14 protein-coding genes are annotated in these 12,591 nt (G+C 71.5%); 6 read left to right on the forward strand and 8 right to left on the reverse strand.

The annotated features are described in order from the left end of the window. Positions 1 to 114: 114 nt before the first annotated feature. Positions 115 to 615 (reverse strand): MucR family transcriptional regulator, encoded by a 501-nt coding sequence (locus ACLBYB_RS04105; RefSeq protein ID WP_091678299.1) that lies wholly within the window; start codon positions 613 to 615, stop codon positions 115 to 117. 326 nt (positions 616 to 941) lie between these two features. Between ACLBYB_RS04105 and ACLBYB_RS04110 the strand changes: the two genes are divergently transcribed. Continuing rightward, complete coding sequence (locus tag ACLBYB_RS04110) at positions 942 to 2,720, forward strand: outer membrane beta-barrel protein (RefSeq protein WP_447697942.1); 1,779 nt, start codon at positions 942 to 944, stop codon at positions 2,718 to 2,720. Positions 2,721 to 2,727: 7 nt separating this feature from the next. On the opposite strand, the gene ACLBYB_RS04115 is transcribed toward ACLBYB_RS04110, so the two are convergent. Then, positions 2,728 to 3,432 carry an SDR family NAD(P)-dependent oxidoreductase gene (locus ACLBYB_RS04115; RefSeq protein WP_447697943.1) on the reverse strand — a complete coding sequence of 235 codons (705 nt, stop codon included), beginning with the start codon at positions 3,430 to 3,432 and terminating at the stop codon, positions 2,728 to 2,730. 58 nt (positions 3,433 to 3,490) lie between these two features. Further along, a complete protein-coding gene (locus ACLBYB_RS04120) occupies positions 3,491 to 3,979 on the reverse strand; it encodes a nucleoside deaminase (RefSeq protein ID WP_447697944.1) in 489 nt (162 codons plus the stop codon). A gap of 146 nt (positions 3,980 to 4,125) precedes the next feature. Between ACLBYB_RS04120 and ACLBYB_RS04125 the strand changes: the two genes are divergently transcribed. The 4 genes from ACLBYB_RS04125 (at position 4,126) to rsmD (ending at position 7,087) form a co-directional block, all read left to right on the forward strand. Continuing rightward, positions 4,126 to 4,317: a CsbD family protein gene (locus tag ACLBYB_RS04125; protein WP_020091448.1), complete on the forward strand. Its 192-nt coding sequence runs from the start codon at positions 4,126 to 4,128 to the stop codon at positions 4,315 to 4,317. 77 nt (positions 4,318 to 4,394) lie between these two features. Then, positions 4,395 to 4,571 (forward strand): DUF1328 domain-containing protein, encoded by a 177-nt coding sequence (locus tag ACLBYB_RS04130; protein WP_012317097.1) that lies wholly within the window; start codon positions 4,395 to 4,397, stop codon positions 4,569 to 4,571. 132 nt (positions 4,572 to 4,703) lie between these two features. Beyond that, positions 4,704 to 6,533: a pseudouridine synthase gene (locus tag ACLBYB_RS04135; protein WP_447697945.1), complete on the forward strand. Its 1,830-nt coding sequence runs from the start codon at positions 4,704 to 4,706 to the stop codon at positions 6,531 to 6,533. Continuing rightward, complete coding sequence (gene rsmD / locus ACLBYB_RS04140; protein WP_091978370.1) at positions 6,530 to 7,087, forward strand: 16S rRNA (guanine(966)-N(2))-methyltransferase RsmD; 558 nt, start codon at positions 6,530 to 6,532, stop codon at positions 7,085 to 7,087. Before ACLBYB_RS04135 ends, rsmD begins: the two co-directional genes overlap by 4 nt. Before the next feature lie 7 nt (positions 7,088 to 7,094). Here rsmD and ACLBYB_RS04145 read toward each other — a convergent pair whose 3' ends face one another. The 4 genes from ACLBYB_RS04145 to ACLBYB_RS04160 form a co-directional block, all read right to left on the reverse strand. Beyond that, positions 7,095 to 7,469, reverse strand: coding sequence for a cupin domain-containing protein (locus ACLBYB_RS04145; protein ID WP_447697946.1), 375 nt, complete (start codon positions 7,467 to 7,469; stop codon positions 7,095 to 7,097). 56 nt (positions 7,470 to 7,525) lie between these two features. Then, positions 7,526 to 7,966: a helix-turn-helix domain-containing protein gene (locus ACLBYB_RS04150; RefSeq protein ID WP_056521969.1), complete on the reverse strand. Its 441-nt coding sequence runs from the start codon at positions 7,964 to 7,966 to the stop codon at positions 7,526 to 7,528. 397 nt (positions 7,967 to 8,363) lie between these two features. Beyond that, positions 8,364 to 9,302 carry an alpha/beta fold hydrolase gene (locus ACLBYB_RS04155; protein ID WP_056521972.1) on the reverse strand — a complete coding sequence of 313 codons (939 nt, stop codon included), beginning with the start codon at positions 9,300 to 9,302 and terminating at the stop codon, positions 8,364 to 8,366. After that, positions 9,299 to 9,838: a phasin family protein gene (locus tag ACLBYB_RS04160; RefSeq protein WP_447697947.1), complete on the reverse strand. Its 540-nt coding sequence runs from the start codon at positions 9,836 to 9,838 to the stop codon at positions 9,299 to 9,301. The genes ACLBYB_RS04155 and ACLBYB_RS04160 overlap by 4 nt, the downstream gene beginning before the upstream one ends. Before the next feature lie 220 nt (positions 9,839 to 10,058). Here ACLBYB_RS04160 and ACLBYB_RS04165 point away from each other — a divergent pair, with 220 nt between their 5' ends. Continuing rightward, a complete protein-coding gene (locus tag ACLBYB_RS04165; protein WP_447697948.1) occupies positions 10,059 to 11,711 on the forward strand; it encodes an AMP-binding protein in 1,653 nt (550 codons plus the stop codon). A 39-nt stretch (positions 11,712 to 11,750) separates the two neighbouring features. Here ACLBYB_RS04165 and ACLBYB_RS04170 read toward each other — a convergent pair whose 3' ends face one another. Beyond that, positions 11,751 to 12,518 (reverse strand): SDR family NAD(P)-dependent oxidoreductase, encoded by a 768-nt coding sequence (locus ACLBYB_RS04170; RefSeq protein ID WP_447697949.1) that lies wholly within the window; start codon positions 12,516 to 12,518, stop codon positions 11,751 to 11,753. Positions 12,519 to 12,591: the final 73 nt, after the last annotated feature.

Genomic DNA, 12,591 nt, shown 5'->3' on the forward strand with positions numbered 1-12,591 from the left:
AGCAGCATCGCAGCGCGGTCGCCGATGGATAGCGTCGGAGGCGCGGCGCACAGTTGCGCGGCGCGCAAGGGCCGCGTCGCGGATACGACGCGGCTTAGCCCCCTCTCGGACCTCTCACTCAGCCGGTACCTTCTTCCGCCTCCGCGACTTCGCAGTCGGCGCAGGGGGCGCCTCGATGGTGGCCGCGGCCCCTCCGCGGGTCTTCCGGCGCTGCTGTCCGAGCCCGAGGGCGCGTGCCAGCTCCGATCGCTGCGCCGAATAGCTCGCCGCGGTCATCGGATAGTCCCGGGGCAGGCCCCACTTCTCCCGGTAGGCTTCGGGCGTCAGGCCGCGCAGCGTCAGGTGACGCCGGAGCGTCTTGTACGGCTTCCCGTCCTCGAAGCTGACGATGTGATCATTCGTGACTGATTTGCGGATCTGCGACGGACTGAGCTTCTCGACGCTCGAGTTCGCGGCGCGACCTTGAGTTGTCAAACTGTTCAGCGCCGCGTGGATACCGCCGATCAATCCGGGAAGTTCGGAGACCGGAACGGAGTTGTTCGACACGTAAGCGGCGACGATATCGACCGCGAGCCCGATCGCCGGGCTGAGCTCACTGCCTGCGTTCTCACTCACGGCAAACCTCAGGAGTTACAATCATTCAGGCCGATCAATTCCTCTCGGAGTCGACCGAAGTCTGAACCTATGTAGCATAGTGCATGAAATAGCTCAAACGTATTCGTGATCGACAGGTGAGATCGGATCGATGGGCCGCAAACCTTCCGCCCTTCCGCCCTTCCGCCGTTGACGGGGCATTAACCACGTCGCCGCTAGGGTTCGTTAACCATACCGGCACTGTTTCGGGGTGGTGTGACCTGTAATCTCCGCGCTCTGGTGTCGGGGACTTTGGCGGAGACCGGCATCAGGTGCGGACGGCGGCTGACCGGTGGGAACGGCGGAGGATGCGGCTCGCCGCCGCGGCGCTCGGCGTCACGCTCGCGGCACCGGCGGCAGCCCAGCGGTTCGACGCGACCAGCCCGGTTACCGGCCAGCCCGACAATCCCGGCATCGGCCAGGACACGGGCCCGAACGGCCTGCCCACACTCAAGCGCACCATCCCGGACGGCCTGAGCCGCGACCAGAATCGCGGGGCGCTCGGCGGCGACGCGGCGGGCGGCGAGCAGACCGGCGGTGACAGCCTCCGGTCGCCGCTCTCGCCCCCCCCGCAGACGCAGATCTCGGGTCAGCCCGGCGTGTCCCAGCTCAGCACCCGCGTCACCACAGGGGGACGGCGCACCGGCGGATCTTCGACGGCACCGGCCAATCTCGCGCCGTCGACTCTCCTGCGCACGCGCGCCGCTCCGCCGCGGCGGATCGGCTCGGCGACGCGGCGGGTCACTCAGGACGTTACGCAGATCCCGCCGCCGGCGCTGCGGCTGACGCCGGTGGTCCAGCAGGCGGTCGTCGGGGTCCCGAACCCGCAGATCGTGACGCCGATCCGGCCGATCCTCCCGTTCCAGTCGATCGCGCCGGCCCTCGGCCTCCTGACCCCGGGCTTCATCCTCGGCACCGACCTAGCGCGCGCGATCCCCACCGATCCGGCCTACGCGCCGATCGGCTATCAGGTCGGCACCTTCACGGTCCTGCCCACCTTCGCCCAGAGCGTCGGCTACGATTCGAACCCGGACCAGACCACCCGCCAGATCGCCAAGGGCTCGGTCGCGCTGCGCACCGACGCCACGGTCGACTTCCGGAGCAACTGGTCCTCCAGCTCGCTGCAGGGCTCGCTCCGGGGCTCGTACCTCGAGACCCCGCAGAACGAGGCCGCGAGCCGCCCCGCGGCAGACGGCGTGGTCCGGCTGCGCATCGACGCCAACCGGGACCTGCGCATCGACGCGGAGGGGCGGTTCTTGGTGGACACGCAGCGCACGTCGAGCGCCAACCTCCAGGCTGCCACCGCCACGACACGGCCGCTCCTGGCCGTCTACGGCGGTTCGCTCGGGGCGACGGAGACGTTCAACCGCCTGTCGGTCACCCTGCGCGGGTCCGTCGACCGCTCCGAGTTCGACAATGCGCGTTTGGCGGACGGGACGATCGTCAATCAGTCCGACCGCAACCTGAACCAGTACAGCCTGCAGCTGCGCACGGCCTACGAGATCAACCCGGATTTCAGCCCGTTCATCGACCTGCTCGGCGACACGCGCGTCTACGACCGCCGCTTCGACGCGACGGGCGTCCGGCGCGACTCGAACGGCATCGCGGTCGCCTTCGGGACGAGCATCGGCCTCGCGCGCTCGGTGACGGGCGAGATCTCCGCCGGCATCCAGCATCGGACCTACGTCGATCCGAGCCTGCGCGACATCAACGCGCCGTTGCTCAACGCGGCCCTGGTCTGGGCGGCGAGTCCGCTCACGACCGTCCGTCTCACCGCCGCGACCGGCGTCACCGAGACGACGATCCCGGGCTCCAGCGGCGTGCTCACCGAGGTCGCGACGCTCGAGGTGCAGCACGACCTGCTGCGCAACCTCTCGATCGTCCTCGGCGGATCGTATCTCCGGAACGACTACCAGAGCAGCAGCATCCGCGAGAACGGGTTCTCGGCGACCGCGCGGCTCGACTACCACTTCACCCGCTGGCTGACCCTGCGCGGCACGTACATCTATCAGAAGTTCGACAGCACGGTCGCCGGGTCCAGCTTCCGGGAGAACACCTTCCTGCTCGGCCTGCGCGTGAATCCCTGAGGCGGCCTCAGAACCGCTCCGTCCAGGGACGCAGTTCCAGTTCGGAGGTCCAGGCGCTCCGATCCTGGCGCAGGAGGTCGCGATAGGCCCTGGCGATGGCGTCGGGATCGAGATGGCTGTCGGGGGCCTCCGGCGGCTCGCCGCCGCGGGCCGGATTGCGGATGGCGCCGTCGATCACGATGTGCGCGACGTGGATCCCCTGGGGCTGCAATTCCCGGGCGAGGCTCTGACCCAGTCCCCGCAGCGCGAACTTCCCCATCGCGAACGGGGCCGATCCCGCGAAGCCCTTCACGCTCGCCGAGGCGCCGGTGAGCAGGATCGCGCCGTGGCGATGCGGCAGCATGCGGCGCGCCGCGGCCTGCGCCACGAGGAAACCGCCATACGCGGACACCATCAGCGCCTGGGCAACCGCGTCCGGGTCGAGATCGGCGACCGGGCCGCGGAGACGACCGCTCGCGTTGTAGACGACGACGTTCGGCGGACCGCCGAGCGCCGGCTCCAGGCGAGCGAACAGCGCCTCGACCTCAGCGGGCTGGCTGGCGTCGCAGGTATGGACCGCCGCGCCGGTTTCCGCCGCCAATGCGGCGAGCTTGTCGACGTTCCGGGCGGCGAGGCCGATCGTCATGCCGTCGGCGGCGAGCAGGCGCGCGAGCGACGCGCTGAGGCCGGAGCCCGCCCCGACGATCAGGGCTCTGGAATAGGTCGGGATCATCGTCTCCTCCTCTGCTGACCCGCCCAGGGCCGATGGGAACCTGTCCGCCCGCCCCGCGTCAGTCGCGGCGCTGCACGAAGAACGCCCGGAGCAGATCGGCCGCCTCGCGCTCGCGGAACCCGCCGTAGACCTCCGGCACGTGGTGGCAGGTCGGCTGATCGAAGACGCGCGGCCCGTGCTCGACCCCACCCCCCTTCGGATCGGCCGCGCCGTAGTAGAGCCGCCGGATGCGCGCGAAGGATATCGCGCCCGCGCACATCGGGCACGGCTCCAGGGTGACGTAGAGATCGCAGCCGACGAGGCGCTCGGTGCCGAGGGCCGCGCAGGCCGCGCGGATCGCCAGGATCTCGGCGTGCGCCGTCGGGTCGTGCAATGCGCGCGGCCGATTATGTGCCACCGCCAGGATGGCCCCGTCCCGGACAACCGCGGCGCCGACCGGGACCTCCCCGGCAGCGGCCGCGGCGCGGGCGGCCGCGAAAGCGTGATCGAGCGCGGTCAGCGGTCCGGACGTTTCCGCCCGTGCCGGATGGATCGGATCGGCAGCCAAGCTGTTCTCATCCCACTGACGCGACGGCCCCGGGGCGGCGGGCTGGCCTGACCCAAGTCAATGTTAAGGCCTGGAACATTCCGCCGACCGTGACCGTTTCAGGAACCAGTGCGGCGCCGCCGCAGATCGAACAAGAGGACAACGCCATGAGCAGCACCACCGACAAGATCAAGGGCGTCGCCAACGAGGCCGTCGGCAAGGCCAAGCAGGGCATCGGCGACGTGACCGGTAACGACAAGCTCAAGGCCGAAGGTGCCGCCCAGGAACTCAAGGGCAAGGCCCAGGGCACCGTCGGCGACGCCAAGAGCGCGGTGAAGTCCGCCACCGACAAGCTCTGATCGTCGAGCGCGACCGGAACGGAACCCGCCTCGGGCGGGTTCCCGAACTGAACCGACCCGAATAACGCGAGGATGCCATGATCGGCTGGGCTGTCACGTTTCTCGTCGTCGCTCTCGTGGCGGCGCTCCTCGGTTTCGGCGGCATCGCCGGCACGGCGATGGAGGCGGCCAAGATCGTCTTCTTCGTGGCGATCGCGCTGTTCCTGATCTCCGCCGTGTTCGGCGTGATGCGCGGGCGCTCGCCGAGACTCTGACGAATGCGGGTCTTCGACCCGCCATCCAAGTCTTCGAGGCGGTCCCGACGGGCCGCCTCTTCGCGTTGAGGCGACTCGCACCGGTGCACAACCCGTCTCGCCTGTCGGAACCGGCTCTGATAAGCGGCAGGCATGAGCGACTTGCCGAACGACGATAAGCCGGAGGGGACCGCCCGTCCGGCCCCCGAGTCAGCGCGCACCGAGAGCTGGGCACCGCCCACCGATGCGGGCCGTGCCGATGCCGACACCGAGCGGCCGGCCAGTTCTGCCGCGAAGAAGACGGCGCGGAAGGCCAAGCCGCAGCCCGCCCCGCAGGCGGAGCCTCTGCCAGAGCCGCAGCCGGAGCCAGGCCCCGAGGCGTCCGCGGACGCCGAAGCCCTGATCGAGACGCCGCCCGGCGAGCGCATCGCGAAGGCGATGGCACGGGCCGGCGTCGCCTCGCGGCGCGACGCCGAGACGATGATCCTGGCCGGACGCGTCAGCGTCAACGGCGAGACTCTGACGTCCCCGGCCCGCAACGTCACCGAGAACGACCGGATCCTGATCGACGGCGAGCCGATGCCGTCGCGGGAGCGCAGCCGCCTGTGGATCTTCCACAAGCCGCGGGGCGTAGTGACGACCGCCCGGGACCCGGAGGGCCGCCAGACGGTGTTCGACGTGCTCCCGGAGGATCTGCCCCGGGTCGTGGCGGTCGGACGGCTCGACATCAACACCGAGGGGCTGCTGCTGCTCACCAATGACGGCGGGCTCGCCAAGGTGATCGCGCATCCCGACACGGGCTGGCTGCGCCGCTACCGAGTCCGCGCCCACGGCGACACCGATCAGGCGCAACTCGACCGGCTGTCCAAGGGCGTCACCATCGACGGGATGGAGTACGGCCCCGTCGAGGCGACCCTCGACCGCGTGCAGGGCGACAACGTCTGGCTGACGCTGGGCCTGCGCGAGGGCAAGAATCGCGAGGTGAAGCGCATCCTCGAGCATCTCGGACTGTCCGTGAACCGGCTGATCCGGCTCTCCTTCGGGCCGTTCCAGCTCGGCGACCTGGAGGTCGGCCTGGTCGAGGAGGTGCGGACCCGCGTCCTCAAGGATCAGCTCGGCAAGAGCCTCGCCGAGCAGGCCGGCGTCGATTTCGACAGTCCGGTCCGCGAGCCGATCTCGCCGTTCGGCGGCACCCGCCCGGCGGATCGGGACGCCCAATCGGCGCAACCGGCGCCGTCTAGGCGCAATGCCGCGCGTCCCGCGCCGGCGCCCCGCGTCTCGACCGGAGGCACCGGTCCCGGACCGCGCAACTCCGCGTGGCGCGACGAGGACGCGGCCAAGCCGCGGGGGACGCGCATTCCCCGGCGCGGCGCGGATCCCCGGGCCGCGCAGGCGGCCGCGGCAGAACGCGGCCGCGAGCGCGTCGGCTCGATCCGGGCCGGCGACCGCCGGGTCGTCGTCGAGCGCCTGTCCGCAACGCCGGCGGAGCCCGAGCCCGTCGCCAAGCCGAAGCGCCGCTTCGCCGACCGAGGGATGCCGGAGAGGCAGGAGCGCCCCGCCGGTCGGCGCGATGAGCGCCGCGGCGATGAGCGCCCGCGCCGCGAGAGCGCGCGGAGCGAGGCTCCGCGGGACGAGCGGCGATTCGACGAGCGCGGGGGCAAGCCCGGGGGCCGGCGCGACCGACCGTTCGACGCCGGGCCGGCGGAGGGCGCGTCGCGGAAGCCAGGCGGCTTCCGCGGCCAGAAGCCCGCTGCCGCCGGGGGCAAGCCCGCGTTCGGTGGCCCGAAGACCGGGGGTGCGCGTCCCGGCGGAAGCCGCCCCGGTGGCAAGCCCGGCGGTTTCGCCGGCAAGGGGGCTGGCCAGGGTCGGCGCAACGGACCCGCGGGCGGGTCGGACACGGGCGGTCGTCCCGGTGCTCGTCCCGGTGCGCCGCGCGGGGGCGGCAAGCCCGGCGGCGGCCGGCCGCCGCGCGGGACGCGGTGAGGATCGTCGGCGGCGCGTGGCGAGGCCGCAGGCTCGCCACGCCGCGCACCGACGCCATTCGGCCGACATCGGACCGCCTGCGGGAATCGTTGTTCAACGTGCTCGCCCACGCCTACGACGACGCCGTCGCCGGCGCCCGGGTCCTCGACCTGTTCGCCGGTACGGGTGCCCTCGGCTTCGAGGCGCTCTCGCGGGGCGCCGCCTACGCCCTCCTCGTCGACGAGGGCGCCGAGGCGCGCGCGGTGATCCGCGAGAACATCGAGGCCCTGGGTGCCGAAGGCGTGACGCGCCTGTTTCGGCGGGACGCGACCCGTCTCGGCCCGGCCTCCACGGCGGGCACCTTCTCGCTGGTCTTCTGCGATCCGCCCTACGGCCGTGATCTCGCGCCGCGCGCCCTGAAAAGCGCCGCCGAGGGCGCCTGGCTGGCGCCCGGGGCTCTCATCGTCGTCGAGGAGGTCGAGGCCGCGCAGGTCGTCTGGCCGGCCGGCTTCGCGGAACTGGAGCGGCGCGTCTACGGGGATACGGCCGTGGCGATCGCCCGATTCGCCGCCTGAATCGTGCTTAGTCCCGATCGCGGGAAGCCGGATCCGTAGCGCCGACCTGAGACCCGAAATGGATCGCCAGCCAGACGGTGGGTGAGTCGGTCCACTCCACCCGGTGCCGACGATGCGGCGCGATCAGCACGGCGTCGCCCGCGACGAGGCGACGGGCCTCCGCCTCGTCGGCGAACCGAAGGTCGGCCGCGCCCGTCAGGACGGCGACCCACTCGGCATCCGGCTGGTCGTAGTAGAATCCCGGCGGGCTCGCCTGACCGGTAGAGACGATGCGCTCCACCCGCAGGCCCGGCTCGGAGACCAGGACCGACACGATCTCATCGTCCGCCCGGAGCGGCAGGTCGGCGAGCAGGTGGGTCACGCGCGTCGGGAGAGAGTCCATAATCCCGCCTGCAGGGACCGCACGGCGCCGGATCGGCACCGGGCAATGCCCGGATGTCAGGAATTGCGCGGAGCGCCGCCCGCCTGCGGTGCCGCGCCGTCCGACGTCTTGGTCTGACCGATCCGCGCCGCGGATTTGACGAGGGAGAGCACGTCGCGGCGCATCTGATCGTCGGCGATCTGATTGTAGGCCCGGAGCAGTTCGACGGCGCCGGCGACGCGCAGCAGCGCGGGACCGCTATCCGTCGTCGCCTCGGGCTCGGGCTCGAAGAAGCTCGAGACCGGAACGCCGAGCCGCTCGGCGATCGCCTGCAGGCGGCCGGCACCGACACGGTTCTTGCCGGTCTCGTACTTCTGGACCTGCTGGAAGCTGACGCCCAGCGCGCTGGCCAGCGCGGACTGGCTCAGTCCATTCGCCGCCCGAAGGAACGCGATGCGGCTGCCGACCCCGTGATCGATGGCTGTGGTCTGCTTCGGCTTGGGGGTTGGGTTCGCCATAGTTGGTAGTCCGGATGTTCTTGCTGTCTGCAGGCTTGCTCGCCCGGATCCAGGGCGCCAATCACAACCGACAGGTGCAACATTGCGCGGCCAAGATCCAGACCTGACATCTGTTAGTGCCACAGGTCAGCCGCGCGTGCAACGAATGGTTACGCTCTCGAAATCTTAGGTCCGGAAGACCGCAATTTGGGCCCTCCAGTGCCCGCCGCGAGAACAACTCAAATACCGGGCCCGATCAAATATAAGTGAGCGAGATCAGCTAAGAATTCACTCTCGAACACTGCCGGGCGATATCGGGTTGCCTGCGCCGCGTTGGGCCCGCCGGGCCGATCCCAGGGAAATCCGTACGACAGCAAACGGTCGACTCAGAGCTCGGTGGCGCGCGCCGGCGACGGAATCACGCCGCCGGGCCGAGCCAATCGAGGACGATTCGCAACTGGTCGTCGTCGAGCAACGCGGGCGCGTGGCCGCAATCGGGAATCTCGACGCGGCGCGTCGGCGGTCCCCGGCGCGTCATCTCGTCGGCCGTCGAGGCGAGGAGCAGTTCCGAGTGCTCGCCGCGGAGCAGCAGGACCGGACAGGTGATCGCGTCCCAGTCGCGCCACATGCTCACGCTGTAGACGCGGCCCGGTCGGAAGGCGTCTCCGATGCCGGGATCGTAGTGGGGCCGCCAGCCGCCGTTGGGCTCCTGGAAGAAGCTGTGCTTGGCGATGTGGCGCCACTGCTCGTCGGTGAGCGGCCCGAACGCGCCCAGCACCGTGCGCAGGCGCGATTCGCCCGAGGCGAGGTTATGGTGCAGCCGGGGCGCGTCCCGCAGGCGCGACCCGATCTCGCGGATGGGCGCCCAGGGCAGGAACGGGCCGATATCGTTGATCACCATCCGGCGGATCGGGGTGCGGGCGGCCGCGGCCAGGACCATGCCGGTCAGGCCGCCGAGGGACGTGCCCACCCAGTCGATCTTCCCGGGGACCCGGAGATGGGCGATGAGCGCGGCCATGTCGGCGGCGTATTGCGGCAGGCCGTAAAGTTCCGGGTCCTTCAGCCATCCGCTGAGGCCGCGCCCGGGCAGGTCCGGGCAGATCACCCGGTACCCGAGCTTCGCGAGGCGATAGCCGAGGGCGTCAAAATCGCGGCCCTGGCGGCTGAGACCGTGGACGCAGACGACGACGTGCGGGCTGTCCGGGTCACCCCATTCCACGTAGGCGATGCGGTGGAAGTCGTGGGGCGCGTAGGCCTGGAAATGGCCGGTCCGGAACGGCACGTCGGCGCGGCTCAGGTCGTCGAGCCGCGGCGTCGCCTCAGGTCCGGGAGCGGGCGCCGCGGTGCCGGCCGTCACGGGGTCTCCGTGCGCGCGGCGGCCTCGCGGGCGAGACGGCCGGTCGTCTGATGGAGGTCGACCATCTGGTCGGTCAGCCGGCGCGCCTGCTCCTGCAGGAACGCGATGTTCAGCGCCGCGACCTCGCGGGCATCCGCCGCCTTGGCGACGCGGTCCGCGAAGTCGAGGCTCGCGCGGACATTGAGGTCGGAGGCCACGAGCATCCGGTGGCCGATCTCGCGCATCGCCGCCATGGCGTGGACCGCGTTGTCCTCGAAGGCGTTGTAGAGGCGGGCGCCGGCGGCGTCCCACTGCTCGCGCACCCGGCGGGCGCCGGCCACGTTGCTGTCGGTGAGCTGGTGCGCGGTCTCGCGGCTGGAGCCCATCACCGCGCGCCAGCCCTCGAAGCTCTGCGCCATCGAGGCCTCGAAGGCGTTCAGCGCCATCTCGCCCGCCTCGGCGAAGCGCTCGTACGCCTCGCGCGCCCGGGCGACGCCGCCCTCCATCGCGGCGCGGCCGGTCTCCCCGGAGATCGCCGGCAGGTTGTCGTTCCCCACAATCGTCTCCCGCAGATGAGCCGGTCGCACGCGGTCCCGACGGCGCGTGGTTGGAATACGGGCATCCGCCAGGGGCGATCTCGCGTCAACAGGGCCCTGTAACAGAATCCGCGCGCGGCCCACATTGTCACGGCGGCCGCGATTGACAGGCACGACGGCCGCGAAATCTTCGTCGCGCGGAGCGCACGCCACGCCCGCCGCCCGATCAGAAGGCAGCACGATGACGGACACCCGTCCGACCCAGACCGAGGTCCGCGAGAAGGGCTCTCATCCGTTCGAGGCCGGGCTCGCGCGCCGGCCGGCCAACTACGTCCCGCTGACCCCCGTCAGCCTGTTGGCGCGGGCCGCCGCCGCGGCTGGCGGGCGGATCGCCGTGATCGACGGCCACCGCCGCCTCACCTACGCGGACCTCTACGCGCGTTGCCGGCGCCTCGCTTCGGGCCTCGCGGCCCGGGGGGTCGGGCCACTCGACACCGTGGCGATCCTGGCGCCGAACGTCCCGGAGATGATCGAGGCGCACTTCGCCGTGCCGATGCTCGGCGCGGTGCTGAACCCGCTGAATACGCGCCTCGACGCGGCGACGATCGCGTTCTCGCTGCGGCACGGGGGCGCCCGGGCGCTCCTCGTCGAGGCCGAGTACGCCGCGCTGGCCGCGCGGGCGCTCGCGGAACTCGCCAAGCCGGTCCTCGTCGTGGCGATCGGCGCGACCGGGATCGACGGGGCCCTGCCCTACGAGGATCTGCTGGCCGAGGGCGATCCCGACTACGCCTGGCACGGCCCGGAGGACGAGTGGCAGTCGCTCTGCCTGCTCTACACGTCGGGGACGACCGGCGATCCCAAAGGCGCCGTCTACAGCCATCGCGGCGGCTATCTCCAGGCGCTCGGCAACGCCGTCACGTTCGGCCTGACCGGCGAGAGCGTGTATCTCTGGACGCTGCCGATGTTCCACTGCAGCGGCTGGTCCTACCCATGGGCGAGTGTCGCCGCCTGCGCCACGCAGGTCTGCCTGCGCAAGGTCGAGCCGGCGGCGATCTTCAGGCTGATCGCCGAGCACGGGGTGACGCATCTGTGCGGCGCCCCGATCGTCCTCTCGATGATCGCGCACGCGCCGGCGCAGGACCGTGTGCCGTTCCCCCAGCGCGTGCGCTGCGCGGTCGGCGGCGCGGCGCCGTCCTCGACGATCATCCGCACCATGGAGGAGCTCGGCTTCCAGGTGACGCACCTCTACGGCGCCACCGAGAGCTACGGCCCCGCGACGGTCTGTCTGGCGCAGCCGGACTGGACCGCTCTCCCCGACACCGAGCGACACGCCCGCATGGCCCGCCAGGGCGTGCCGCTGGCCACGCTCGAGGCGGTGAGCGTCGCCGACGTCGCGAGCGACGCGCCGGTGCCGCGGGACGGCACGACGGTCGGCGAGATCCGCCTGCGCGGAAACACGGTGATGAAGGGCTACCTCGGAAACCCGGGCGCGACCGAGGAGGCCCTCGCTGGCGGCTGGTACCGGACCGGCGACCTCGCGGTCTGGCATCCCGACGGGTCGGTGGAGATCAAGGACCGGGCGAAGGACATCATCATCTCGGGCGGCGAGAACATCTCCAGCCTGGAGGTGGAGGAGGTGCTGATGCGCCATCCCGCCGTGATGCTGGCGGCCGTCGTGGCGCGGCCAGATCCGACCTGGGGCGAGAGCCCCTGCGCGTTCCTGGAGGTGAAGCCCGGCGCAGCGGTGCCGAGCGACCAGGAGTTGATCGCGTTCTGTCGCGAGCACATGGCGCGGTTCAAGGTGCCGAAGACGGTGGTGTTCGGGCCGCTGCCGAAGACCTCGACCGGCAAGATCCAGAAATTCGTCCTGCGCGAGCAGGCGCGAACCCTCTGACCCGCGCCGGTCCGTGACGGGAGCCGTTTCGGGCGACCGCTACAGGCCGGAGACGAGATGGCCGCCGTCGACCGCCAGGACGCTGCCGGTCATGTAGGCGCCGGCCTCCGAGGCCAGGAGCAGGAGCGGCCCGTCGAGTTCGGCGGCCTCGCCCAGCCGGCGCTGCGGAATGCGCCTGATCAGCGCCCGGCCGGCATCGGACTCGAAGAAGGCGTCGTTGAGCTCGGTCTTGATGTAGCCCGGCGCGAGGGCGTTCACCCGGATCCCGTAGCGGGCCCACTCGAGCGCGAGGCTCTTGGTGAGCTGGACGACCGCCGCCTTCGAGGTGGCGTAGGGGGCGAGCCCGCCGGTGACCCGCAGCCCGAGGATCGACGCGATGTTGACGATGCTGCCGCCCGCGCCGTGCCGGACCATGCGCCGGCCGGTGGCCTGGGCGAGCTGCCAGACGCCTTTGAGATTCGTGTCGAGCACCGCGTCCCAGTCGGATTCCGCGAGGTCGAGGGCCGGCTTCGTCGCCGTCACGCCGGCATTGTTCACCAGCACCGCCACCGGTCCGAAGCGCTCTTCGGCGGCGTCGAGCGCCCGCTCAACGCTCGCGGCGTCGGTGACGTCCATGACGACGGCGTGGGCCTCACCGCCCGCCGCCGCGACGCGATTGACGGTCTCGGCGAGGGCGTCGGCCCGGCGGGCGCCGAGCGACAGGCGCGCGCCTGCGCGGGCCAGGGTCCCGGCGAAATGGCGGCCGAGACCGCTGGAGGCCCCGGTCACCAAGACGTGGCGGCCGGCGAGGTCAAACGGGCCCGCCATCTCAGCGTACCGACGCGGCGGCGGGTGCCGGGCACGTCGGCCGCGCGGCGGCGCGGCGCGCGCCGAAGTTGTC

The sequence above is a fragment of the Methylobacterium sp. D54C genome (genome assembly GCF_053345595.1).

Excerpts from the sequence above, each read along its gene's own strand:
- ACLBYB_RS04110 (WP_447697942.1), top strand. The coding sequence starts at position 942 with ATGCGGCTCGCCGCCGCGGCGCTCGGCGTCACGCTCGCGGCACCGGCG.
- ACLBYB_RS04115 (WP_447697943.1), bottom strand. The coding sequence starts at position 3,432 with ATGATCCCGACCTATTCCAGAGCCCTGATCGTCGGGGCGGGCTCCGGC.
- ACLBYB_RS04125 (WP_020091448.1), top strand. The coding sequence starts at position 4,126 with ATGAGCAGCACCACCGACAAGATCAAGGGCGTCGCCAACGAGGCCGTC.
- ACLBYB_RS04130 (WP_012317097.1), top strand. The coding sequence starts at position 4,395 with ATGATCGGCTGGGCTGTCACGTTTCTCGTCGTCGCTCTCGTGGCGGCG.
- ACLBYB_RS04135 (WP_447697945.1), top strand. The coding sequence starts at position 4,704 with ATGAGCGACTTGCCGAACGACGATAAGCCGGAGGGGACCGCCCGTCCG.
- ACLBYB_RS04145 (WP_447697946.1), bottom strand. The coding sequence starts at position 7,469 with ATGGACTCTCTCCCGACGCGCGTGACCCACCTGCTCGCCGACCTGCCG.
- ACLBYB_RS04150 (WP_056521969.1), bottom strand. The coding sequence starts at position 7,966 with ATGGCGAACCCAACCCCCAAGCCGAAGCAGACCACAGCCATCGATCAC.
- ACLBYB_RS04165 (WP_447697948.1), top strand. The coding sequence starts at position 10,059 with ATGACGGACACCCGTCCGACCCAGACCGAGGTCCGCGAGAAGGGCTCT.
- ACLBYB_RS04170 (WP_447697949.1), bottom strand. The coding sequence starts at position 12,518 with ATGGCGGGCCCGTTTGACCTCGCCGGCCGCCACGTCTTGGTGACCGGG.